This window comes from Elusimicrobiota bacterium (genome assembly GCA_026388095.1).
Classification (GTDB): Bacteria; Elusimicrobiota; Elusimicrobia; order UBA1565; family UBA9628; genus UBA9628.
Genome location: JAPLKL010000006.1, coordinates 43,386 through 65,782, shown reverse-complemented (window position 1 = coordinate 65,782; position 22,397 = coordinate 43,386). Strand labels below are relative to the sequence as shown.

The 22,397-nt window shown below is 66.5% G+C and carries 24 protein-coding genes; 2 read left to right on the top strand and 22 right to left on the bottom strand.

What is annotated here, in order from left to right:
• Positions 1-9 precede the first annotated feature (9 nt).
• Genes lpdA through trxB form a run of 3 tightly spaced genes read right to left on the bottom strand, consistent with a single transcriptional unit; the run spans position 10 to position 3,246 of the window.
• Positions 10-1,410, bottom strand: coding sequence for a dihydrolipoyl dehydrogenase (lpdA, locus tag NTY77_01120; GenBank protein ID MCX5794080.1), 1,401 nt, complete (start codon positions 1,408-1,410; stop codon positions 10-12).
• A gap of 17 nt (positions 1,411-1,427) precedes the next feature.
• Positions 1,428-2,327 carry a lipoyl synthase gene (gene lipA / locus NTY77_01115; protein ID MCX5794079.1) on the bottom strand — a complete coding sequence of 300 codons (900 nt, stop codon included), beginning with the start codon at positions 2,325-2,327 and terminating at the stop codon, positions 1,428-1,430.
• The gene (gene trxB / locus NTY77_01110) at positions 2,320-3,246 is read right to left on the bottom strand and encodes a thioredoxin-disulfide reductase (protein ID MCX5794078.1); all 927 of its coding nucleotides are present in this window, start codon (positions 3,244-3,246) and stop codon (positions 2,320-2,322) included. The genes lipA and trxB overlap by 8 nt, the downstream gene beginning before the upstream one ends.
• 37 nt (positions 3,247-3,283) lie before the next feature.
• Between trxB and NTY77_01105 the strand changes: the two genes are divergently transcribed.
• Positions 3,284-4,537: a family 1 glycosylhydrolase gene (locus NTY77_01105; protein MCX5794077.1), complete on the top strand. Its 1,254-nt coding sequence runs from the start codon at positions 3,284-3,286 to the stop codon at positions 4,535-4,537.
• A 6-nt stretch (positions 4,538-4,543) separates the two neighbouring features.
• On the opposite strand, the gene NTY77_01100 is transcribed toward NTY77_01105, so the two are convergent.
• Genes NTY77_01100 through NTY77_01090 form a run of 3 tightly spaced genes read right to left on the bottom strand, consistent with a single transcriptional unit; the run spans position 4,544 to position 6,776 of the window.
• Entirely contained in the window at positions 4,544-4,954 is a 411-nt protein-coding gene (locus tag NTY77_01100) for a 6-carboxytetrahydropterin synthase (protein MCX5794076.1), read from the bottom strand.
• A gap of 11 nt (positions 4,955-4,965) precedes the next feature.
• Positions 4,966-6,252, bottom strand: a complete 1,287-nt coding sequence (locus tag NTY77_01095) for a Yip1 family protein (GenBank protein MCX5794075.1) — start codon at positions 6,250-6,252, stop codon at positions 4,966-4,968.
• An 11-nt stretch (positions 6,253-6,263) separates the two neighbouring features.
• Positions 6,264-6,776, bottom strand: coding sequence for a hypothetical protein (locus NTY77_01090; protein ID MCX5794074.1), 513 nt, complete (start codon positions 6,774-6,776; stop codon positions 6,264-6,266).
• A gap of 120 nt (positions 6,777-6,896) precedes the next feature.
• On the opposite strand from NTY77_01090, the gene NTY77_01085 reads away from it, so the two are divergent.
• Complete coding sequence (locus NTY77_01085; GenBank protein ID MCX5794073.1) at positions 6,897-8,300, top strand: HAMP domain-containing sensor histidine kinase; 1,404 nt, start codon at positions 6,897-6,899, stop codon at positions 8,298-8,300.
• Here the strand turns inward: NTY77_01085 and NTY77_01080 are convergent.
• The 16 genes from NTY77_01080 to NTY77_01005 all read right to left on the bottom strand — a co-directional run bounded on the left by NTY77_01080 (position 8,261) and on the right by NTY77_01005 (position 22,371).
• Positions 8,261-8,869 carry a Maf family protein gene (locus tag NTY77_01080; protein MCX5794072.1) on the bottom strand — a complete coding sequence of 203 codons (609 nt, stop codon included), beginning with the start codon at positions 8,867-8,869 and terminating at the stop codon, positions 8,261-8,263. The two genes, NTY77_01085 and NTY77_01080, sit on opposite strands and share 40 nt — an antisense overlap.
• Positions 8,869-9,231, bottom strand: a complete 363-nt coding sequence (locus NTY77_01075; GenBank protein ID MCX5794071.1) for a divalent-cation tolerance protein CutA — start codon at positions 9,229-9,231, stop codon at positions 8,869-8,871. The genes NTY77_01080 and NTY77_01075 overlap by 1 nt, the downstream gene beginning before the upstream one ends.
• Positions 9,232-9,235: 4 nt before the next feature.
• The gene (mtnA, locus tag NTY77_01070; GenBank protein MCX5794070.1) at positions 9,236-10,261 is read right to left on the bottom strand and encodes an S-methyl-5-thioribose-1-phosphate isomerase; all 1,026 of its coding nucleotides are present in this window, start codon (positions 10,259-10,261) and stop codon (positions 9,236-9,238) included.
• A gap of 103 nt (positions 10,262-10,364) precedes the next feature.
• Entirely contained in the window at positions 10,365-10,628 is a 264-nt protein-coding gene (locus NTY77_01065) for a DUF167 domain-containing protein (protein ID MCX5794069.1), read from the bottom strand.
• Positions 10,629-10,652: 24 nt separating this feature from the next.
• Positions 10,653-11,330, bottom strand: coding sequence for a YggS family pyridoxal phosphate-dependent enzyme (locus NTY77_01060; GenBank protein MCX5794068.1), 678 nt, complete (start codon positions 11,328-11,330; stop codon positions 10,653-10,655).
• 132 nt (positions 11,331-11,462) lie between these two features.
• Entirely contained in the window at positions 11,463-13,088 is a 1,626-nt protein-coding gene (gene groL, locus NTY77_01055) for a chaperonin GroEL (protein ID MCX5794067.1), read from the bottom strand.
• A 41-nt stretch (positions 13,089-13,129) separates the two neighbouring features.
• Positions 13,130-13,441: a co-chaperone GroES gene (locus tag NTY77_01050; GenBank protein ID MCX5794066.1), complete on the bottom strand. Its 312-nt coding sequence runs from the start codon at positions 13,439-13,441 to the stop codon at positions 13,130-13,132.
• 214 nt (positions 13,442-13,655) lie between these two features.
• A complete protein-coding gene (locus NTY77_01045) occupies positions 13,656-14,435 on the bottom strand; it encodes a hypothetical protein (GenBank protein MCX5794065.1) in 780 nt (259 codons plus the stop codon).
• Between the two features lie 94 nt (positions 14,436-14,529).
• Positions 14,530-15,684: a hypothetical protein gene (locus tag NTY77_01040; GenBank protein MCX5794064.1), complete on the bottom strand. Its 1,155-nt coding sequence runs from the start codon at positions 15,682-15,684 to the stop codon at positions 14,530-14,532.
• A gap of 45 nt (positions 15,685-15,729) precedes the next feature.
• Positions 15,730-16,761, bottom strand: a complete 1,032-nt coding sequence (locus tag NTY77_01035; protein MCX5794063.1) for a tetratricopeptide repeat protein — start codon at positions 16,759-16,761, stop codon at positions 15,730-15,732.
• Positions 16,762-16,765: 4 nt separating this feature from the next.
• Entirely contained in the window at positions 16,766-17,656 is an 891-nt protein-coding gene (locus NTY77_01030; protein ID MCX5794062.1) for an LOG family protein, read from the bottom strand.
• Positions 17,653-18,924, bottom strand: coding sequence for a TRAP transporter large permease subunit (locus NTY77_01025; protein MCX5794061.1), 1,272 nt, complete (start codon positions 18,922-18,924; stop codon positions 17,653-17,655). Before NTY77_01025 ends, NTY77_01030 begins: the two co-directional genes overlap by 4 nt.
• The gene (locus tag NTY77_01020) at positions 18,921-19,424 is read right to left on the bottom strand and encodes a TRAP transporter small permease (GenBank protein ID MCX5794060.1); all 504 of its coding nucleotides are present in this window, start codon (positions 19,422-19,424) and stop codon (positions 18,921-18,923) included. The genes NTY77_01025 and NTY77_01020 overlap by 4 nt, the downstream gene beginning before the upstream one ends.
• Positions 19,402-20,427, bottom strand: a complete 1,026-nt coding sequence (dctP, locus tag NTY77_01015) for a TRAP transporter substrate-binding protein DctP (protein MCX5794059.1) — start codon at positions 20,425-20,427, stop codon at positions 19,402-19,404. The genes NTY77_01020 and dctP overlap by 23 nt, the downstream gene beginning before the upstream one ends.
• Positions 20,414-21,271, bottom strand: coding sequence for a TRAP transporter TatT component family protein (locus NTY77_01010; GenBank protein ID MCX5794058.1), 858 nt, complete (start codon positions 21,269-21,271; stop codon positions 20,414-20,416). The genes dctP and NTY77_01010 overlap by 14 nt, the downstream gene beginning before the upstream one ends.
• Positions 21,268-22,371 (bottom strand): NAD(P)/FAD-dependent oxidoreductase, encoded by a 1,104-nt coding sequence (locus NTY77_01005; protein MCX5794057.1) that lies wholly within the window; start codon positions 22,369-22,371, stop codon positions 21,268-21,270. The genes NTY77_01010 and NTY77_01005 overlap by 4 nt, the downstream gene beginning before the upstream one ends.
• Between the last annotated feature and the right edge of the window lie 26 nt (positions 22,372-22,397).

Here is a 22,397-nt window from a genome sequence, read left to right as displayed (position 1 = left end):
ACCAGCATCCTACACTCGGCTCGGAGTCAGGATGTGCAAGGCCTGGCCCAGACAGGCCTCGGCGGCCTCGGAGATCGCCTCGCTCAGGGTCGGATGCGGATGCACGGTGGAACCCAGGTCCTCCAAGGTCGCACCCACCTTCACGGCCAAGCACAACTCGCCGATGAGATCCGCGGCCTCCGGCCCCACGATCGCCCCGCCCAGCACCTTGTGCGAGGACTTGTCCGCCACGATCTTCACGAAGCCTTCGGTCTCGCGCATCGCCTGGGCCTTGCCCAGAGCCGAGAACGGGAAGCGTCCGGTGATCACCTCGGCCCCGCGAGCCCGCGCTTCGGTCTCTGTCTCCCCCACCGCCGCGATCTCGGGATCCGTGAAGATGGCCGCCGGGATGGCGCCCCGCGGCTCTACAGGCTTGCCCGAGATGTGCAGCGCTGCGAGCACCCCTTCGCGAGAGGCCTTGTGAGCCAGGTAAGGAGGACCGATCACATCGCCCACAGCGTAGATGTGCGGCTGCTTCGTCTGATAGTTCTGGTTGACGATGATGTGCCCCTTCGGGTCGCAGACGATCCCCAAAGCCTCCAGGCCCAGGTCTTTGCTGTTGACCGCCCGGCCCACGCAGACCAAGACCTTGTCCGTCTCCACCATCTTGTCGCCTTCAGGAGTCTCGATCGAGACCTCCAGCCCGCCCGCCGCGGTCTTGAAGCTCCTGGCTTTGGAGCTCGTCCAGACCGTGACCCCCATCCTCTGCAGGCCCCGCGTCACCGGCGCGGCCAGGTCCGCCTCCACTCCCGTGAGCACCTGGGGCAGGAACTCCACCACGGTAACCTGCGAGCCCAGCTTGGCGAACACCGTGCCCAACTCCAGCCCGATGATGCCTCCGCCGATGACCAAGAGCCGCCCCGGGACCTCGCGCAATGCCAAAGCATCGCTCGAGCTCAAGATCCTGTCCGCGTCGAAATCGAAGCCTGGTATCGAGATCGGACGCGAGCCCGTCACCACGATGGCCTGCTGGAAGGACACGGTCTCCTTCCCGGTCGACGTCGCCACCTCGGCCTGATGGGCGCCGGTCAGGCGCGCCGTGCCGGCCAGCACCGTCACAGCGTTGCCCTTCTCCAAAGCGGCGATGCCGCGGTTCAGGCCTGTCCCCATCAGGTCCTTCCAGTCCACCACCTTGGACCAGGTCAGGCGCAGGTCCGGAGCTTCCAGACCCTGGGCCTTGGCCTTGCGCAGCTTGTGCACCTGGCCCGCGATGTGGATCATGGCTTTGGATGGGATGCAGCCGCAGTTAAGGCACACTCCCCCCAGACGGTCCTTTTCCACCAGCAGGGTCTTCTTGCCCAGCTTGCCCAGCTTCAGGGCGGCCACGTAGCCGCCCGGTCCCGCGCCGATCACCAGCACTTCCGTGTCCATGGCCATAAAGAGGTCTCCTAACTAATTCTACCGCTGAGCAGGCTGGCCGTAAAGGCCTCCGCCGCGTGATAGGAACTGCGCACGAACGGGCCGCAGGATGCGTGCTTGAAGCCCAGCTCCTTGGCGCGCTCGGCCCAGCGCGCGAATTCTCCGGGCGCCACATAGCGCTCCACCGGAAGATTCCGGCCCATGCCCGTGGGCCGGAGGTACTGCCCGATGGTGACCAGGTCCACGTCCACGCCGCGCAGGTCGCGCAAGGCGGCCAGGATTTCCTCGTCCGCCTCGCCCAGGCCCAGCATGAGCGAGGACTTCAGGGGCGTCTTGGGCGCCAGCTTGCGCAAGGCCGAGAGCGTCTGCAGGGAAAGCCGATAGGAGCAGCGCCCGTCGCGCACCGAAGGCGTGAGGCGCTCCACGGTCTCGATGTTGTGCCCGACCACGTCCGGGACCGAGGCGACGACCTTGCGCAAGGCCGCCTCCTGTCCTGTGAAATCCTGCAGGAGGATCTCGACGCGGATTTCGGGCACCCGCTCTTTGACCGCCTGGATGCAGGCCGCGATGTGCCCAGCGCCCTGGTCCGGCAGATCGTCGCGGCAGACCGTGGTCAAGACCACGTAGCGCAGCCCCAGCTCGGCCACGGTCTGGGCCAGCAGTTCGGGCTCGCTCGGCTTGGGCGCTTCAGGCCGCGCGGCCGAAGGCACGGAGCAAAAGCGGCAGCCGCGCGTGCAATGGCCGCCCAGGATCATGAAAGTCGCGGTGCCCGCGCCCCAGCACTCGCCCAGGTTCGGACAGCGGGCGCTGGCGCATACGGTATGGAGGCCGCGCTCGGCGCAGGTCTTGCGGATGCGCGCGACCTTCTCCCCGGAGGGGACCGAGACCTTCAGCCAGGACGGCAGAGGCTTGCGGGCTGCTTCATTCATGTTGCGCCAGGAAGCGCTCGGCTTCCAAGGCCGCCATGCAGCCCGTGCCCGCGGCCGTGACCGCCTGCCGGTAGCGGGAATCCATGACGTCGCCCGCGGCGAAGACCCCCTCCACCGAGGTGCGGGTCCGGCCGTCGGTCACGATGTAGCCGTTCTCGTCCGTCTTGAGTTGTCCGCTCAGGAAGTCCGTGGTCGGGGAGTGCCCGATGGCCACGAACAGGCCCTGGCAGGCGAATTCTCTGACCGAGTCGGTCTTCACGTTGCGGACTCGCACGCCCGTGACCGAATCCTGGCCCAAGACCTCGGTCACCACCGAGTCCCAGAGGAACGCGATCTTCGGGTTGCGCTCGGCGCGCTGGATCATCACCGCCGAGGCGCGCAGGGCGTTGCGGCGATGGATCACCGTCACCTTGGTGGCGAACCTGGTCAGGAAGGTCGCTTCCTCGACTGCGGTGTCTCCGCCTCCGACCACGGCGATCTCCTTGCCCTTGAAGAAGAATCCGTCGCAGGTGGCGCAGGCCGAGACCCCGTGACCCATCAGCTTGCCTTCGGATTCCAGGCCCAGCAGCTTGGCTTTGGCTCCTGTCGCGATGATGAGCGCCGCGGCGGAGGCGGTGACCCCTTCCGTGGTCTCCAGGGAGAACGGGCGGCGGCTCAGGTCGACCTTGGAGACGTACTCCGGGATGATCAGCACTCCCAGTCTCTCGCACTGAGCGCGCATGCGCTCCATAAGCTCCGGGCCCGCCACGGGCTCCGCGAAGCCCGGGAAATTCTCCACGTCCGAAGTGATCATGAGCTGACCGCCCATGGCCACGCCTCCGAAGACCAAGGGCTCGAGATTGGCGCGGGCCGCGTAGATGGCCGCGGTATGGGCGGAGGGCCCGGAGCCGATGATGACAACCTTTTTGGAATAAGCCATAATTTGCTTGGTCCGGCGTTTCTCAGACGGAGAAAGCGTGGCCATTATAACATTTCCGAAAGGATTCCTTTGGGGGGCCTCCACCTCCTCCTATCAGAACGAGGGCGGCAACAAGGACTCGGCGCTTTGGGACTGGGAGGCGAGACGAGGCTGGGAACGCTCGGCCGAGGCCGCGCGCTCCTGGGAGCTCTTCGCCGAGGACTTTCGCCTCCTGCAGGAGCTCAACCTCACCGCCTATCGTTTCTCCCTGGAATGGTCCCGCGTCCAGCCCGAGCCGGGCCGCTTCGACGATGGGGCCCTGGCCCGCTATGCGCAATGGGCCCAGCGCTTGGTCGGCGCCGGCATCCGGCCCATCGTCACTCTGCACCATTTCTCCGAGCCCGCTTGGCTGCTCAAGAGGCATCCTCGCGGCTGGCTCGACGAAGCCGTGCCCCAGAGGTTCCTGCGCTTTGCCGAGCGCGCGGTGACGGCGCTGGGAGGCGTAGTGAGGGATTGGGTGGTCTTTAACGAGCCCATGGTCTACTTGCTCTTCGCCTACGGCGTGGGTCACTTCCCCCCGGGCCGGCGCATGATCTGGCGGCCGGAGCGTGAGTTCACGCCGTTGCTGGTGCCCAGCTTCGCGAGGACGCATAATGAATGCTACCGCCTCATCCATCGGCTGTGCCCGGAGGCCCGGGTCGGAGTGGCCCACCATGTCAGCGCCTTGGAGCCGGCCCGGCCGGGCGACGAGGCGGCGGTCGAGCGCTGGGACCGATTCATGCACCGCGACTTCTTAGACGGCACCAAGGACTGTCTGGACTTCCTGGGACTCAACTACTACACCCGCATCTTCGTGGCGCGGGGCCGCCTGCCGGGCCTGCCGGCCGGGGCTCTGCCCGGGTTCGCCGAGGTCGAGGCCGCTCTGACCCGGCCCCTGTTCCGCCTCCTGGGCGGCCGACGGGGAGACCGGCCGCGCGGCGGGACGGGCTGGGAGATCGTCCCGGAAGGGCTGGGGGCCGTGGCGCTGAAGCTCTGGAAGGAGTACGGCAAGCCCCTATGGGTCACCGAGAACGGCGTGGCCGATGAATCCGGCGCGGACCGGGAGAGCTTCCTGCGTGCGCATCTGGCGAGCCTGGCGCAGGCCGCGGCGCAGGGCGCGGACCTGCGGGGCTACCTGCACTGGACCCTCATGGACAACTACGAGTGGGGCACCTACCGCCACCGCTTCGGCCTCTGCGATCGGGCGCGCCGTCTCAAACCGGGAGCGGCATTCCTCGCCGAGACCGCGCGGCGGGGCTGGTTCGAAGGCTGAGGCCGCTCAGGCTCCCGGATAGAGCGCCGAGGAGTCGCGGCTCTCCCAGAGCCGTACGCTGAGCACCGGGAGCTTGCGGCTGCGGGCCCGGGAGTAGACGAGGCGCGCGATGTTCTCCGCCGTGGGATTGCCCCGGATGGTCATCACGGGCTCGCCCAGCGCGCGCAGGGCCCGGACCAGCGGATCGCGGGAGTTCAGCAGCATCTTGTGATCCAAGTTGGCTTTGACCCAATCCGCCACGGCGGACTTGATCCTTTCGAAGTCCACGACCATCCCTAGCCGGTCGAGCCTTCTTCGCCGCAAGGTGACCTCAAGGACGCCGTTGTGACCATGCAAGTGGCGGCACTTGCCGCGGTGCTCCAGCAGCCGGTGGCCGTAGCAGAAATGGATGACTTTCGTCACGCAGTGGGATTTCACTGACGCCATATTCACTCGGGAGTCTTCTCCGGAGACTCCCGAGACGCCGGCTCCTGCTGGGGGCCGCCCGCGCCGCTCTTGGTCGGGTTGCCGGCGTCCGGTCTTGGCGCGGGAGGGGTCCGGCTGGGCTTGGCGGTCTTCCGGGCCGGTTCAAGTATTCGGCCTCTGCGCGGCAGCGGCCCCTGCTGCTGCATCTGAGTCATCATCTGCATCATGGTGCCCTGGAACCGGGCCATCATGGCCGAGCGCTCTTCGGGGGTGATGGTCTTTCCTCCAGCCATGTCCTTCTGCATCTGGACCAGCATGTCGGTGATAGCGCCGATCTGCTTGGCCTGCTCCGGCGGCATGCCCCTGGTCAAAGCCGGGTTCTTCAGCATGCCCATTATTGGGGCCAGAAGATCCGTGGTGGTCTGCTGGATCGTTCTAGTCTGGGCTTGAGCCTGGGCCTGGAGCTGGGCCGGGAGGTCCGACTGGTTGTCGCCCTGGGGCGGGGAGAGAAGTTCCAGGCTGGACAGCCCAATCGGTTGAGGGGAGTTCTGCGGCGCCGCCGGCCCCGGCCCCGTTCCCAGCGCCTCCGGAGCCCCGCGGCCGGTCCCGCCAATCCCCGGCTCCTGCGGCGCGGACATCTGCTGCATCCGCTGGAGCTGGATGCTGAGGTCCTGGACGGCCGTGGCCGTAGTCTGCATCGCTCGCGCGGTCTGGGACCAGCGGGAGACCTGCTCGCGCACCGCCCATTGCCCCACGATGCCGAAGGCCGCCACCAGGCAGAATACGACGCCGGCGCGCAGGGCCGGCGCGCGATGCAAGGTCCGAGCGGCGGCGGTTCCCATGTAGGCCGCCAGCAGCGCCGGCAACATCCAGACCCAGTCGAACCAATTCAGCAGGGCCTGCAGCGCGATCAGGATGGAAAACATGGAGGACGCTTGATAGCTGCGTTGGTAATCCCCTTCTCCTCCCGAGAGCAGCATGAACGCATGGAGCACTCCCGCCGTCAGGAAGCTCAGGGGCACGGCGAGGATCAATCCGCCTGCGGCCGCGATGGCCATCGTGGACGGGGAAGCGTACAGCAGGCCCGGCGTGGCGACGCAGGCGCGCAGGAGGGTCGCGGCGCAGACGGCCGCGCAGAAGACCAGCAGATTCGGGATCATGACCTCGTAGGACGGCGCCGGCTTCCCAGCGAGGTCGGCGAAGACGTCGCCCGCCTGGAACAGGGAGGAGACCGTGTCCTCGAGCATGCGGCCCAAGCCGTAGGGCTCTCGGGCCGCGGGCTGGCTCTGCACCGGTCGGCTCTCGTCCATGCGTTCTCCCCTCAGGCCCCGGTCAGGAATTGGACACCCGGGGCGCTGGATTGTTCGCAATGCGGACAATCCAGCGCGGGCACTCCCTGGCAAGAGCGATCCATGAAGGAGAACCAAGCCGCGCTGTAGGAGGCGGGCCCCGGGGGAGCATCCCCTCCGGACGCCTCTGGGCTCCGGATCTCGATGAAGTAGAGATGGCCGCAGAAGCCGCAGACGAGTCTCACGAGGGGCGGCAGCGCGGGAAAGGCGGCCGGCCCGGCCTGCGCCGCGAAAAGGCTCCAGCCTTGCATCCCTGTGCGGGGCGGGTCGGTCTCCAGCCTGTGGTGAGCGAGCCTTCGGGTCCCCAGGGGATGGCCCCGGCGGTCGTAGACCTCGGCCAAGGCGCTGGAGGTCTGGCGCACATGCGTCCGGACGAAGCTGGCCTTGCCCGTCAGGAACCGTCCGCGAACGGCCAAGGTCCGCAGGATGAACCAGAGCCGGGCGAAGAGCAGCGCCCAGGACGCGGCGCTGGAAGGGGCGTCCACATGCAAAGTATAGGAAAAAAGAAGTAGACTTGAAACGGCGCAAGATGTGGGACACCATACTTAATTCCTAAATCGTCTTATGCTTATGCCTGAATTAGGTATGGTGTCCCTGGAATTGTCATGCGGCTGAGCGTCCGTCTCGCTCTGGTTTTCTCGTTGTTCGGTCTGGCCATCACGGCCGGTCTGCTGACCTACCATGTCCGCGTCATCCGCCGGGAGGCCTATTCCCGAGCCGAGAACATGGCGGATGACACCTTGGTGGCCGTGCGGGCGCTGGTCTCCGCGCAGGCGCGGGCCGGCCGCTACCACGAGCTCGACGGCGACTTGGCGGCCATGATCCGGCAGGCCGGCATCGCGGCCGTCGAGGTGAGGGACCGACGGGGCCGGCCTGTGCTGCGCCGCGTGGATGACCCCCGCTGGCTGTCCCGCCAACCGCATCCTGGTGTCCCCATCCGCCTGGTCCCGGACGGGATCTATGACGTGCAGACGGGGGTGCCGCTAGGGGCCCGCGGGCCGGGTACGGTCCTGTTGGGGTTCCATACCGCCGATTTGGAAAGCCGCCTAGCCGCCATCGGTGCGAGCGCCGTACAGGGGGGCGTGACGGCCCTGTTGGGCGTCACCATCACGGCTTGGCTCATGGGCGCGTGGTTCGGCTGGCGCATCGAACGGCTGGTGCCCCGCTTCGAGGCTCTGCCCAAGGACCCCGAGCGGTTCCGGCCCCTGCGCGTGGACGACGCGGGCGACGAGGCCGCTCGCCTGGTGGCCGCCTTCAACCGCCTCGGGGGCATCCTCAAGGAGGAGACGCGGCGGCGGCGCGAGCTGGAACTGGAGAAGCGCGAGCTATCGGCGATGCTCGTGCACGACCTCAAGACCCCGTTGACCGTGGTGCGCTCCGGCGTCACTCTGCTTCAAGAGCAGCTCGCGGAGTCCAAGGCGGGGGCGGGCTGCAAACGCACGCTAGAGCTTCTGGACATGTCCACCGACCGGCTGCGGCGCATGGTCGATGACGTCCTGCAACTGGCGCGCATGGAGGAGGTCGAGGGTCTGCGCGAGCAGCAGCCCGTGGACCTGGCGGCCATGGCCGCCGTGGCCGGGAAGGATTTTGGACTGATCACGGCGGACCGCAAGCAGAAACTCGTCGTCGACATCCCCGCCGGGACCAGAGCCGTGGCCCTAGGCGACGCGGCCCTCCTGCGCCGGGTGCTCGACAACCTGGTGCACAACGCGGTCGAGCATACCCCGGCCCATGGCGCGATCACCATCTCCGTGCGGGTCCAGGACGGTCAGGGGCGGGTGGAGGTCTCGGACGGGGGCCCGGGGATCCCGCCGGAAGCGCGGCCGGAGATCTTCAAGAAGTTCTTCCAGAAGGACATGAAGCGCCACGTGGGCAACGTGGGCCTGGGGCTGGCGCTCTGCCTCAAGGCGGTCCAGCGGCACGGCGGCACGATCGGGGTCGAGGACGCCTCTCCCCACGGCGCCCGTTTCTACTTCAGCCTGCCTCTGGCCAAGGGCAAGTCGGCGTAGGCGCCGGACCTCTCCAACAGTCTGCGGGTTGCGTCGAGAGGCAACCCCACCACGTTGCCGTAGTCGCCTTCGATGCGTTCGATGAACGGATCGTCCTGGTCCTGCACCGCGTAGGCGCCGGCCTTGTCGTGATGCTTGCCCGCCAGACGCGAGAGCTGCGCTGAGCTCAGGCGCCGTGCCAGGACCCGGCTCTTCACGGCCCGGGACAAGGACCTCTGTCCCCCCTCCCAGACAACGGCTACCCCGGTGTAGACCTCCTGCCAACGGCCGTTGAGGAGTTCCAGGATGCGCCGAGCATCGGCCATGTCCAGGGGCTTGCCGATGATCTCGCCCCGGCAGACCACGATGGTGTCTGCGCCCAGGACCCTGGCCTCAGGATGGCGGCGGGCTACGTCGCGAGCCTTGCGCAGGGCCAGTTCGACGACCAGGAGGCGCGGATTCTTCTCGCGGGTCTCCTCGCTGACATGGCTGGGCAGGATGCGGAACGGCAGGCGCAGCCGCCGCAGCAGGACGCGGCGGCGCGGGGAGGCGGAGGCGAGGATGAGGGTGGCGCCCTTCAAGCCGTGCACTAATAGGGGAACGGGGTGTCTTCCACCTTGCGGGTGAAGATCGTATTGGCCCCGAGCCATTCCAGATAGGATGGGTTGCCCTCGGTGATCGGGAGGCTGATGATCTCCGGGACCTCGGCCGTGTGCTTCTCCTTGATGAACTGCGTCACTTCATCGAGGGCTCCGGTCCGGGTCTTGATGAGCAGTAGCACCTCGGAGTCCTTCTGGATCTTGTCTTCCCACCGGTAGACGGATGTGACGCCGGGGATGATGTTGACGCAAGCCGCCAATTTACGGTCCACCAAGCCGCCCGCGATGACGTCGGCCAGCTTGGCGTCGGGCACGGTCACGAATAGGACTCGGAACTGGGAGGCTTCTGGCATGGGCTTATCCTACCACTTGCTTGAGGTTGCGCCCGTTGGCCGGGCTCACGATGCCCCGCTCCGTGACGATGGCGGTGACCAACTGGTGCGGGGTCACGTCGAAAGCGAAATGGCGGGCCTGGGCTCCCCGGGGTGCGATGGGGTGGCCGAAGATCTTGAGGACCTCGGCGGCGCTCCTCTCCTCGATGGGGATGCGCGAGCCGTCCGGCGTGGCCAGGTCCACGGTGGTGGTGGGCGCCACCACGTAGAACGGGATGCCGTGATGTCGGGCCAGTATGGCCAGGCCGTAGGTCCCGATCTTGTTGCACACGTCTGCGTTGGCCGCGATGCGGTCCGAGCCCACGATCACGGCGTCGATGCCGCAGGTCTTCATGACGTGCGCGGCCATGTTGTCGGTGATGAGGGCGGCGGGCACGCGCGACTGCATGAGCTCCCACAAGGTGAGGCGGCTACCCTGGAGGTAGGGCCGGGTCTCGCATGGATAGACCTGGGAGACTTTGCCCAAGTGATGCGCGTAGCGGATGACGCCGACCGCGGTGCCCAGCCCCGCGGTGGCCAGGGCCCCGGCGTTGCAGTGGGTGATGATGCGGGAGCCCCTCTTGAGCAAGGAAGCTCCCAGGACGGCCATGCGCCGGTTGCCCGCGATGTCCTCGCGGTGGAAGGCGACGGCCGCTTCCTCCAAGACGGGTGCCAGACGATGCTCGGCGACGCCCTCGCCGGCGGCGAGCATGGCGTCGATCCCGTGCATGAGGTTGACGGCCGTGGGCCGGGCGCGGCGCAAGAGCCGTCCCGCGCGCCTGAGCGCCGCGCTGCCCCGCCGCGCGGACAAGACCATCCCGTAGGCGGCGGCGACCCCGATCAGGGGCGCCCCGCGCAGGACCATGGAGCGGATGGCTCGGGCGACTTCGTCCGCCGTGCGGCAGGTCACATAGCGGATGCGGCGAGGCAGGTGCCTCTGGTCGAGGACGAGCAGGCGGTCGCCTTTCCAGGCGATGTGCGCGATGGGGTCCTGCACCGGGAATGGCTTCATGGTGTTTTCATTTATAGCAAAAACGAAGACACCCGCGGCAGGGGCCTGCGGCCCCATGCGCGCGGGTGTCTATCGAATCGCTATCTCGTGAGCGCGGGCGCGCTTACGGGATGGACTCCATCACCCGTTTGAGCTGCTCTTCGGTCCGGCCCACGATCTCCACGGTCTTCTCGCGGCCGTTGGCGCCGCGCAGGATGTTGACCCGCCGGGACGGGACTTCGAAGAACTCAGCCAGGTAATTCTTGAGCGTCGCGTTCGCCTTCTCGTCTATGGCCGGGGCCGTGACCTTCACCCGAAGAACGCTCCCGATGCGGCTGACCACCTCGTTGTCCTCTGCGTTTGGGATGACACGGACTTTGACGATCATGCAGTACCCTCCCTCTACGATGGTCTATTGACCGAAAACGACCGAACCCAACCGGACTAGCGTGGAACCTTCCTCTACGGCCACTTCGTAATCGCTACTCATGCCCATGGACAACTGCGCCTCGGGCCGGCCTGCGAAAAATCTGTCGAACCAACCGCGCATGCGCCGGAAATGCGGCCGGACATCCTCCGGAGTCCCCGCCTGCGGCGCGATGGTCATCAGGCCGCGGACTTCCAGATGCGGATACGCTCTGAGCTCTTGCAGGAGGCTCTCCAGGGCTTCCGGGGCGACCCCCCCTTGGGTGTCGCGGTCCGTGAGCTTGACCTGCACCAAGACCGGCAAGGTCTTCCCAGCCGGGGCCAAGGCCTTCTCCAGGGCTTGCGCCACATGCGGGCTGTCCACCGAATCCACGGCGTCGAAGACCTGCGCGGCCTTGCGGGCCTTGTTGGTCTGCAGATGCCCGATGAGCCGCCAGCGGACCCGCTCCGCAAGCTCTCCCAGTTCGCAACGCTTCGCCTCGGCGGTCTGGACCCTGCTCTCGCCGATCTCGGAAACCATGCCGGAGGCGATGACCTCGCGGACCTGCTGCGTGGTCGCGTACTTGGTCACGACCACAAGGCCTACTCGGCCTGGGTCTCGGCCGGACCTTTGCGCCGCGGCGTGGATGCTGTAGCGTATTTTGGTTAAGTTGTCAAGGATCAACGAGATGTATATTATACCACAGAATCGTCCTGGAAAAACGATCGGGGCGGAGACCGGGAATGAGGCGCCCCCGGTCCTGTCGGACCGGGGGCGCGGACGCAAGGCCGGCTGACGGCGCCGGCCTGGTGCGGCTTAGTACATGTCACCGCCGTGGCCGTGGGGGCCTCCCGGCATGGATTCCTTCTTCTCCGGGATGTCCGCGACCAGGACTTCGGTGGTCAGGATGGTCCCGACCAAGGATACCGCGTTCTCCAGGGCCGTGCGCGTGACCTTGAGGGGGTCGACGATCCCGGCCTTGAAGAGGTCCACGTACTCCCCGTTGTCGGCGTTGAGCCCGACGTTCTGGGTCGAGGTGAGGACCTTCTGTACCACCACGGAGCCCTCCAGGCCGGAATTCTCCGCGATCTGGCGGATGGGGGATTGCAGGGCCCGGCGCACGATCTCTCCGCCCGTGGTCTCGTCGTCGTCTACGCCCGCGAACTTGTCCAGGACCGAGGCCGCGCGCAGGAGCGCCACGCCACCGCCGGCGATCATTCCTTCTTCCACGCCCGCGCGAGTCGCGTTGGAGGCGTCCTCGACCTTGGCCTTCTTGGCCTTCATCTCGGTCTCGGTGGCCGCTCCGACGTTGATGACCGCCACGCCGCCGGAGAGCTTGGCCAGCCGCTCCTGGAGCTTCTCCTTGTCATAGTCGGAGGTGGTCTCCTCGATCTGCTTGCGGATGGACTCGGCGCGCTTCTTGATCTCGGACTTGTCGCCGCCGCCGTTGATGATGGTGGTGTTCTCCTTGTCGATGACCACGCGCTTGGCCGAGCCCAGCATGTCCATGCCGATCTTCTCGAGCTTGTGGCCGAGTTCCTCGCTGATGACCTGGCCGTTGGTCAGGACCGCGATGTCCTGGAGCATCTCCTTGCGCCGGTCGCCGAAGCCCGGGGCCTTAACGGCCACGGCCTTGATGGTCCCGCGCAGCTTGTTGACCACGAGGGTGGCCAGGGCCTCGCCGTCCACGTCCTCGGCGATGAGCACGAAGGCCTTCCCGGACTGCACGACCTTCTCGAGGATGGGCAGGAGGTCCTGCATGGAGGACACCTTCTTGTCTGAGATGAGGATGGCCGGGTTCTCCAGGACCGTCTCCATGCGCTCGGAGTCGGTGATGAAGTAGGGCGAGATGTAGCCCCGGTCGAACTGCATGCCTTCCACCACTTCGAGGGTGGTCTCGGCGGACTTGCCTTCCTCGACGGTGATGAGGCCCTCGTGCCCGACCTTCTCCATGGCCTGGGCGATGAGGTCGCCGATGACCCGGTCGTTGGAGGAGATGGTGGCCACCTGGGCCTTCTCTTCCTTGGTCTTGACCGGCTTGGTGTTCTTCTTGAGCTCCTTGACCACCATCTCGAGGGCCTTGTGCATGCCCCGCTCGATGGCCTTGGCGTTGGCGCCGGCCGTGATGTTCTTGATGCCCTCGACCAGCAGGGACTGCGTCAGGACGATGGCTGTGGTGGTGCCGTCGCCGGCCACGTCGTTGGTCTTGGAGGCGACTTCGCGGGCGAGCTGGGCGCCCATGTTCTCGAAGGGATTCTCCAGTTCGATGTCCTTGGCGATGGTGACGCCGTCGTCCAGAACGGACGGGGAGCCGAATTTCTTCTCCAGGATCACGGAGCGGCCGCGGGGGCCGAGGGTGATCTTGGTGGCGTTGGCCAGCTTCTCCACGCCGTTTTTGAGGTGCCTGCGCGCCTCATCCGAGTAAGCGATTTGTTTTGCCATGTTGGTGTTTCCCTCTCTTCTTGCCTATATAATTAGGATAGCTACTTGAGGATGCCGAGGATGTCGTCCTGATGCATGATCAGGTGTTCGACATCGTCGATCTTGATCTCGTTGCCCGAGTATTTGCCGTAAAGGATGCGGTCGCCGGGCTTGACGTCCATGGGCAGGACCTTGCCTTCCTCGGTCATCTTGCCTTTACCCACCGCGACCACCTCTCCTTCCTGGGGCTTTTCCTTGGCGGTGTCGGGGATGATGATTCCCCCCCGTTTGATTTCCTTCGCTTCGACCGGCTTGACCAGCACGCGGTCGCCCAAGGGCTGGATCTTTACTTTGCTCAGCGTCGCTTCGGCCATGTTGCGTTACCTCCGGATATCAGTCTGTTGATCGGCGAGTGTCATAACTAGCACTCGGCGTTGTCGTCTGCTATTTTAGCATGACACTGCCAAAGCTGTCAATCGGTTTGTTGGAGTGCTAATTATAAAGGAAGGCCATCCCCCAACGGAACGGCCGGCCCCCCTCAGATGGGGGCCGGCCGGTTTCGCGACGCGCTGCGTCGCGAAAGGGATTCTAGGTCTGCCTGCCTGCAGCCTCGTCGATGAGCCGCTTGACCTTGATGAGGAATTCGCGCAGCTCCTGTCGCAGCAGCGCCAAGTCGGAGCCGGTGTGCTCCTGGAAATCGACCACCCGCTCCTGATAGGACGAGGCTTGGCGCCGCAGCTCCGTGATCGTCGCCTGCGCGGCGGCCCATTCCTGCTTGAGGCGCTGCAACTCGGGTTCTGCTTCTGCGAGGTGGCGGCGCGCCTCCAGAGCGTCCCGCTCGGCCGCGGCGCTCTCCGTCGCGGCTTGGCGCAGGTCCGCGTCCAGAGCCTGGCCGCGGACCTCCAAGCGCTCGAACGCCTTCTCCGCGTTGGCCTTGTCCCGGCGCTGCGCCTGGATACGGTCTTCCAGAAGGCGGACCTTCTCCTGGAGGCTCGCCAGGGCGCGGTCATGGGTGTCCTTCAGGCGCAGGAGCTCGGCTTCCAACTCCTCCCGGGCCGCCCGCGATTCCTCTTGACGCTGGCGCAGTTGTCCGTTCTCCTGTCTGGCCAGTCCGAGTTCCGACTTCAAAGAAGCCTTCTCCTGGGCCATGGCTTCGAAGCGGTCGAAGGATCCCGGTCCGGGCGGGGCGGCCGGCTCCGCGATCGGCGGCGCCGCAGGAGATCCCAATTCTGACTGCCACCAGGAAGAGAATGCGGCCTGGGCGCGGCGGCCCGCTTCCCGGCTGGGCGCGAGGGGCTTGGCGGCTAAGGCATCGATCTCGCGCTTGTAATCATCGAGCCAAACCTGGTAGGGGTCCGCTTCGGCCATACGCCCAAAGCATACCGTGCGGACATTAAATTTTCAAGACGTGTCTTGGGCTTTTGCCTGCCGGAGCGCGCGACTCCCCTAAGGACCGAAGGCATCACTGCTGGAGTTGACGGAGGACCTCTTCGTATGTGGCGGCCGCCTTCAGGCCCCGCTTGGCCTTGTCCTGCGAGTCGAAGAAATCGGGGCGCTCCTTGACGAACGTGTAGTCCAGGACGGCTTCCGTCCGCCGACCCAGGAGGTCCAAAGTCTGGGCCCGGCGCAGATGACAGTGGGTGACCGTCGCCTTCCTGGGTTCGGGGGCAGCCTCGATGCAGCGGTTGAATATGTCGGTCGCTTTGAGGTAATCCTTGGCCCCCAGGTAGGCCTCCCCCAGATAGAGGTCGAAGAGGCTGGTGTGCGGCTTCGTGTAGGGGAGTTCGCGGACCCGGGGGGCCAGGAACTCCCCGAAGGCTATGGCCCCGTTCCAGTCTCGGAGGATGATCCGGGGCCCCATCTCCATCAGGACAAAGAAAAGGTTTCCAGGATTGTGGAGGCGCAGCTCCTGGACCATTTGCAGGGCCTTGTCCGGCTGCTTCTCGTAGACGGACAGGATTCCGACCAGGAAGATCTTCGCCTCCGTGACGCTGTAATGGCCCTTCTCCATCGTCATCTGGATGTAGCGCAGCCCCCGCCGCTTGTCTCCGCGGACGATCATGTTGGCCGCGAACTTCACGACGGTCGGCAGGGTGTCCGAGTAATAGTCGTACATGCCCATCCCCAGGTAGGCATCGTAGCACTCGGGATCGAGTTCGACTGCCCGCTTCAAGTATTTATAGCCCTTGAAGCCGTAGCGGGCCGCCCGGATCCATTTGTACTTCAGCAGGAACCAGCGCCCCTTCATCCCGTAGATGGCTCCCAGGTAGAAGTTCGCTTCGGCGTCGTCGTGCTTTTTCGCGTACATCTTCCGGGCACGGTCCAGGGCTTGGTCCATGATCTGGTTGAATTTCGGCTCGAGCGAGTCGACCGTCCCGGGGACGTCGGCGTTCTGGGAGTACTGGAGCCACTGCAGCGAGGCGAGGAAGAAAGGCCCGACCGGATGTTCCGGCTCCAAGCGGCCTGCCTCGGTGAAAAGGGAGGCGGAACGCTCGAAGTCCAGGCTGTAGGCCGCATCGAGACCTTGCAGGATCAGCTTGTCTGTCTCGGGCAGGACGGCGTGCGCCGCAGGGGCGCAGACCATGGCCAGCGCCGCTAGCAACAGGTGGCTCTTCAAGCAGAGCGATTATATCAAATGGGCGAGGAGCGCAGACGCGCCGGCTTAGGAGCCGTATAGGCGGTCCCCGGGGTCGCTGGACGGGTTCGGCAGCTCGCGGCGCTTGGGTTTCCTGGGCGGCTTGGCCGGGGCGGGCCGGGTCTCGGGCTGCCGCGGCTTGACCGCGGAGAACTCCTTGGCCTTGCGGCAGCAGGCCTCGATGCCGTGCCGGCAGCCGGCCTCATAATCGGCCAAAGCCCCGGGCGCGTCGCCGCGCGACTCGCGGATGCGTCCGCGGCCGTAATAGGCGCGGCCGGCGTCGGCCTCGCGCTCTTCGATGTCCGCGGCAGGCGCATGTGAGCGGGACAGGTCCAGGAGGAGGTCTTCATGCCGGGGCAGGGCCCGGTCGTAGTCCGCGAGCGCCCCGAGTTCATCCCCCTGCGCCCGCCGGCACTTGGCGCGCTCCGTCAAGACATCGGCCTCGCGGCCGCGGGCCAGGGCATCGGCGTCGTCGAGGGTCTCGCGCGCGCGGCTGAATTCCCGCGCGGCCAGGAAAGCCCGGCCGAGCCCGAGGCCGGGACGGGGATCGGAGGGGACGAGCTTGCGCGCCCGGCCGAAAACGCCTTGGGCTGCGGCGAGGTGGCCGGCCAGGACCTGCGCGCGGCCCAGAGCGAGGAGGCCTTCGACATCCTCCGGCTTGACCGCGGCGTAATCAGCCAGAGCCTGCTCCGCCTGAGCGGCGGAACGGGCCGAAGGCTCAGGTTCCAGGAGCGTCTGATGCAGGAGTATCCTCCCGCGCAGGAACACCGCCCGCGCGTTGTTGAGGTCCCCCTCCAAGGATTTGGCCAGGTCGGGCAGAGCCTGGGCGAAATCGCCGGTCTGGTAGCGGGCCTCGCCGCGGCCGAAGTAGCACGAAGCCAGCAGGCCGCTGCCGTGGCCGGGCGTCCAGGCCGCGATCGCGCGCGAGAAATACTCGACGCGCTCCTCGGGCTCCTGGCGGCCTCGGGCTTTGCGCACCAGCGCCAGAAAATCGTCGCCCGCCCAGGCCGAGGGCGAGCCGGCCATGAGCGCGAGAGCCACCAGGCCGGAGGCTACCATGGCATCACGGCATGCGGCCGCTGGAGCGGTGCTCCTTCCAGAAATTGCGGATGTGGGCCCAGCCTTCCTCGGCTTTCTCGACGATGGCCACCAATCGGGTGTCCTCCCAGTGGATCATCCCTGTCTCGGCCAGATAGTCGAAGTCGATGACTCGTTTCCAGAACTCGCGGCCGAAGAGCACGATGGGGATGGGCCGTTTCTTGCCGGTCTGCACGAGGGTCAGGGTCTCGAAGAGTTCGTCGAGGGTCCCGAAGCCGCCGGGGAACGCCACCATGGCCTTGGCCCGCATCATGAAGTGCATCTTGCGCAGCGCGAAGTAGTGGAACTGGAAAGAAAGCTCCGGCGTGATGAACGGGTTGGGGTCTTGCTCGTGCGGCAGGGTGATGTTGAGGCCGATGGAGCGGCAGTCGGTCTCATAGGCGCCGCGGTTGGCCGCCTCCATGATGCCGGGGCCGCCTCCGGTCACGATGACGAACTCCAGGCGCTTGTCGGACTGCTGAGCCTGGGAGATGATGGCCGCGAAGCGGCGGGCCTCCTCGTAGTAGCGGGAGAACTCGACCTTCATCTGGGCCCGGTTGACGTCCTGCGCCAGTTCGTAGTCGCTGGGTTCGGCTTTGGCCTTGGCTTGCGCCTGGGACAGTTCCCGGCTGGCCTGCTCGGGCGGCATCACCCGCGCCGAACCGAACACGACGACCGTGGACTTGATCTTGTTCTCGGCCAGCACCATTTCCGGCTTGAGCAGCTCCAACTGCAGGCGGATGGGCCGGAGTTCCCGGCGCTGCATGAACTCCGCGTCTTCGTAGGCTTTGCGGTAGGCCGGCGAAGACTCGATTCGGTCTAGGAGGCGCCGCTTCTCTTCAGGCTTCAGGTCGCTGCTGCGCGTCGATGGTTTCATAGTATCCTCAGGAGGTCGGGGAGCCAGAGGCTCAGGCGCGGCAGATAGGTGACCAGGGCCAGGGCGACGAGGAGCACGGCCCAGAACGGCATGGTCGCCCGGTAGAGGGCGGGCAGACGCTTGTCGAAGCGCCGGCTCGACAGGAAAAGGTTGAGGCCCAAAGGCGGCGTCATGTAGCCGATCTCGAGGTTGAGCAAGAATAGGGTCCCCAGATGGATGGGGTCGATGCCGTACTGCAGGGCCACGGGCACGATGATGGGCACCACGATGATGATGGCCGAGAATATCTCCACCATGTTGACCACGAGGAGGAAGACGTTGAGACAGGCGAGGAAGGCCCACTGGCTGTGCAGGTGGAGCCTGAGGAATCCGAAGATGCGCGCCGGGACCTCGGCATCGATGAGATAGTTGGTCAGGCCCAGGGCCGTACCCAGGACGATGAGGATGGCGCCGACCAGCATCATGCTGCGGCGCACGACCCGGGGCAGGTCGCGCCAGCTCAGGTCCCCGTAGACCAGGACTTCGACGGCCACCACATAGAAGGCCATGATGGCGGCGGCCTCGGAGGCGGTGAACTTGCCGCTGTAGATGCCGCCGATGATGAGGAAGGGCAGCGGTATCTCCCAGGCCGCTGCGCGCGCGGCCTGCAGCGCCGTCGCCAGCGAGAAGGGCACGCGGGGCACACCGTGGCGGGCGGCCACGAGCATGGCGTAGCCGCCGAGAATAGCGAGCAGGACCAGTCCAGGCACGGCCGCGGCCGCGAAGAGCCGGTCGATGGAGACCTTGCCCACGAGGGCGTAGAGGATGATGGGCAGGCTCGGCGGGAAGAGGAGCCCCAGACTGCCGGTCGTGGTCACCAGGCCCAAGGAGAAGTCCTCTGGGTAGCCCTGGCGCCGCAGCAGCGGATAGATGAGCCCGCCCAAAGCGATGATGGTCACGCCGGAGGCTCCGGTGAAGGCGGTGAAGAGGGCGGTGGCCAGCAGCGCGGACATGGCCACGCCGCCGGGCAGCCAGCTGAAGAGGGCCTCAGCCAAGGCCACCAAGCGCTTGGGGGCGCCGGACTCCGCCAGCGCGTAGCCCGCGAAGGTGAACAGCGGGATGGCGATCAAAGAGGGCAAAGTGGCGAGGCGATAGAGCTCGATGATGACCGCGGTCGAGGCGATCCCGGCGCTTTGGAAGAGCCACAGGGCCAGCCCTCCCATCAGGGCGAAGATGGGCGCACCCAGGAAGGCCAACACGAGCACGGCCGCGGTGATGGCCCAGATCACGGGGTCCTGCCTTCCTCGGGGACCTTCTCCACCCAGAGGCGCAGCCCGGCGTGGACGGCGACCAGCAGGAACCCGATGGGCACGATGGCGGCGAAGGGCCAGCCCGGGACCCCGAGCCCTCCGGCCGTGAACAGGGGCGCGCCAGCGGAGCGCTCCTCGAGCATGAAGGCCCAGGAGGCCTTGGCCAGGAGCAGGGCCACGGCCGCGGCGCACAGGCGCGCCAGCGCGGCGGCCGCGCCGTGGAGCCGGGCGGGCAGGTGCTCGGTCACGGCTTCGAAAGCGAAATGCTTCTCCTCGGCGGCGGCGCGCGCAGCGCCCAGGAACCCGACCCAGAGGACCAGGTGGCGCAGCAAGGTGTCGCACCAGAGGATGCCGCCGCCGAAGAACTGGCGCAGGACCACCTGGAGGAAGGACATCGCCACCAGGAAGAGCAATATGCCCACGAGGGCGATGCTCTCCAGACCGAGCAGGACGGACTCAGCCTTTTTTAGTCTTGCCACCGCTTTTGGCCCGCAGGTCGGCGAGCGCCTTCTCGACCCGGTCGAGGAGCTCCGCCGGGTAGAGCGTGCCGACCAGCTCCCGCCGGGCCAGCCGGCCCAGTTCCTCGTAGCGCTTCATCATCTCGGGGGCGGCCTTGGCCGAAAGGGTCAGGCCCTGCTTCTGCAGAGCGGCCAGGGCGTCCTCGTTCTCCCGGCGCGAGAGCTGGCCCAGGCGCTTGAGGTGCCGTGCGCCGACCTCGAGCAGGACCTTGCGGTCGGACTCGGGGATGGCGTCGAAGGCCTTGCGGGACAGGAGCACCGCGCCCATGGAGTCCGCTATCGGCACGTTGTAGATGAATTTGGTCCGGCGGAACCACTGCAGCGCGGTCACTCCCATCGGGGGGCCGTAGACGCCGTCGACCATCCCGGTCTCCAGGGACGACATGACATCCACGACGGAGAGCGGCCGCGGGGTGACGCCCAGGGCTTTGTAGGCGGCCTGGGCGATGGGATCGCCCTCCCAGACCCACATCTTGGCTCTCTGCATGTCCTCCGGGGAGTTGACGGGGCTGCGGCTGAACACGTAGACCCAGCCCAGTTCGGTCCATCCCAGAAGGACATACCCCCCCTTCTCGACGGCGGCAGTGAGGTCCTTGGCGAAGGCCTGGCGGATGATATCAGCCTCGGCGTTGTCGTGGAAGAGCCAGGGGGCGTCGAGTATGCGCACCGCGGGAGCGATCTGGCCCAGGCCCACGCCCGTGAAGCCCGCGGCCTGGATCTGCCCGATGCGGATCTTCTTGACCACGTCGGTCTCGTCGCCCTGGACCCCCCCCGCATAGAACTTGAACTTGACCCGGCCCGCGGTCTTGGCCTGGAGCTCCGCATTGAGGTCGTTCATGACCTTCATCCATGTGGAGCCGTCCGGCGCCAAGGTCGCGAACTTGATGATGACCTGGGGTTCGGCTGCGGGGGCCGAGCTCGGCAGGGCCAAAGACAGGGCTAGGAAAAGACTAGAACAGGTCATCGATCCTCTCCATGAGGGCAGCGGCCTTGAGCTTGGCCACCTCGTCGGCGAGCCTGGCTTGGGGCAGGCGGCCGGCCGGGGATTCCTTGACCTTGGCGAGGAGGCTCTCGAAGAGCGCGCGGTCCTGCAAGGCCACGGCCAAGGTCTTGGCCTCCAGCAAGTAGACCATGAGGTATTTCCCTTCCGTGAGGCGTTCGGCCCACTTGAAATGTTCTTGGGCCTTCTTCGTGTCGCCGCCCAGCAGTTTGGGCCGCGAGGCGAAGTACACGCCGAAGAACATGTCGGAACCGGCGAAGTCGTAGTCCGGGTCCAGCTCGTGCGAACGCTTCATGAGCGCCACGGCCTTGGGGAGCTCGGCCACGGCATCGGGAGAGTCCCTGGATAAGTTGATGAACCCGGACCAACAGAAGGCCGCCCAGAAGAGGTCTGGGGCGTCGGCCTTGCCCGCCCTCTTGAGCGCCTTATCCAAGTCGTCGGGCAGCATGGCGGAAAGATTCGCCAGAACCGGCCGGGCGCTGAGGCCCCTGAGCGCATAGTCGCGGCCCCGGAGATAGAAGCCCTTGGCCCGCTCCGGCTGCGAGTCCTCTATGAAGAGGAAAGTGTAGCTCCCGAAGCCTTCCGCGGCCAGGCGGTTGAGGCGAGGATTCTTGGGCGCGCTCTGCAGCAGACCTTCGACGAACTTGAGCTGGGAGACCATGGCCTCCCGGGCGAGTTGAGGGTCGGATTCGTCGTAATAGGCCGCGACGCCGCGGTCGAGGAACTCCGCGGTCGAGCGCAGGGCCAAGGAGTTTAGGCTGCAGGAGCAAAGGCTGAAAAGTGGAATCAGGAACGCTATTTTCTTCAAGCGGGCCATTCTAGCAAATTGGCCACGAAGTCGGCGATGGCCGGGCTGCCGGTGAGGCCCGGCGAATCGATCCCGATGAGGTCGACCCAGCCGGGCAGGCCGCGGCCGGATTGCTCGGCGATGAAGAAATCGCGGAAGGAGCCGTCCGTGGAGAGCTTGGGCCGGATGCCGGCCGTGCCCGGGGCGAGGTCCTCGGGCTTGAGGTCCGGCAGATAGCGGGAGGCCGCCTCGAAGAATGAGCCGCGGTGGCCGGGGTCCACGTCGTAATCCAGGGCATCCACCGCGAAAGCGTTCGGCCCGAGGCGGTGGCGGCCCTGCCGGTCCACCGTGAGGTGGATGCCGAGGCCGTGCTCCGCGGGGACGGGATAGACCAGGGGCCTGATGGGCAGCGCCCGGCGCAGGCTGAAGTATTCGCCTTTGAACCAATGGAGCCGGCAGCCTGCGGCATCGCAGTCGAGACCGGCGAGGCCGGCCACGCGGTCGGAGGCCAGGCCCGCCGCATTGACGACGCAGCGGGCTAAAATGGGATCGGCCATTCCCTTGACGCCCAGACGGTAGCAGCCGCCTGCGCGTGAGACGCAGGTCAGCTCGGAGTCCCACAGGAAGATGGCTCCGGCCTCCTGGGCTTTGAGCAGGAAGTAGCGCATGAGCTCTTCGGTGTCAACGATGCCGGTCTCGGGGGACCAAAGGCCGGCGATGGCGCTCACCCCGGGCGCCAAGCCGGGGATGTCGGCTTTTTCCACCAGCTCGAGGCCTACGAGGCCGTTGGCTCGCCCTTGGGCGCGGAGGCTCTCGAGCTTCTTAACCTCTTCAGGGGCGCAGGCGACGAGAAGCTTTCCGGTGCGGCGGCAGAACACTCCGTGCCGTTCGCCGATCTCATAGAGCTTGCGGCGGCCGGCGACGCAGAACCGGGCCTTGAGGCTGCCCGGCGGGTAGTAGAGGCCGGCGTGGATCACCTCGCTGTTCCGCGACGAGGTCTCCAGGCCGTGGCGACTGTGGCGCTCGAGGACGACGACGTTGTTGTCGGACCGGGCCAGACGCGCGGCCGTGGCCAAGCCCACGACTCCGGCGCCTACGATGACCGCGTCGATCGTCTCCATGGGCAAGGTCCATTCTACTTCTTTGC

Coding starts and splice junctions, on each gene's coding strand:
- NTY77_01050 (MCX5794066.1), bottom strand. CDS start 13,441: ATGGCCGAAGCGACGCTGAGCAAAGTAAAGATCCAGCCCTTGGGCGAC.
- NTY77_01035 (MCX5794063.1), bottom strand. CDS start 16,761: ATGGTAGCCTCCGGCCTGGTGGCTCTCGCGCTCATGGCCGGCTCGCCC.
- NTY77_01005 (MCX5794057.1), bottom strand. CDS start 22,371: ATGGAGACGATCGACGCGGTCATCGTAGGCGCCGGAGTCGTGGGCTTG.
- lpdA (MCX5794080.1), bottom strand. CDS start 1,410: ATGGACACGGAAGTGCTGGTGATCGGCGCGGGACCGGGCGGCTACGTG.
- dctP (MCX5794059.1), bottom strand. CDS start 20,427: ATGACCTGTTCTAGTCTTTTCCTAGCCCTGTCTTTGGCCCTGCCGAGC.
- trxB (MCX5794078.1), bottom strand. CDS start 3,246: ATGGCTTATTCCAAAAAGGTTGTCATCATCGGCTCCGGGCCCTCCGCC.
- NTY77_01065 (MCX5794069.1), bottom strand. CDS start 10,628: ATGATCGTCAAAGTCCGTGTCATCCCAAACGCAGAGGACAACGAGGTG.
- NTY77_01095 (MCX5794075.1), bottom strand. CDS start 6,252: ATGGACGAGAGCCGACCGGTGCAGAGCCAGCCCGCGGCCCGAGAGCCC.
- mtnA (MCX5794070.1), bottom strand. CDS start 10,261: ATGAAGCCATTCCCGGTGCAGGACCCCATCGCGCACATCGCCTGGAAA.
- NTY77_01030 (MCX5794062.1), bottom strand. CDS start 17,656: ATGAAACCATCGACGCGCAGCAGCGACCTGAAGCCTGAAGAGAAGCGG.
- groL (MCX5794067.1), bottom strand. CDS start 13,088: ATGGCAAAACAAATCGCTTACTCGGATGAGGCGCGCAGGCACCTCAAA.
- lipA (MCX5794079.1), bottom strand. CDS start 2,327: ATGAATGAAGCAGCCCGCAAGCCTCTGCCGTCCTGGCTGAAGGTCTCG.
- NTY77_01075 (MCX5794071.1), bottom strand. CDS start 9,231: ATGCCAGAAGCCTCCCAGTTCCGAGTCCTATTCGTGACCGTGCCCGAC.
- NTY77_01045 (MCX5794065.1), bottom strand. CDS start 14,435: ATGGCCGAAGCGGACCCCTACCAGGTTTGGCTCGATGATTACAAGCGC.
- NTY77_01085 (MCX5794073.1), top strand. CDS start 6,897: ATGCGGCTGAGCGTCCGTCTCGCTCTGGTTTTCTCGTTGTTCGGTCTG.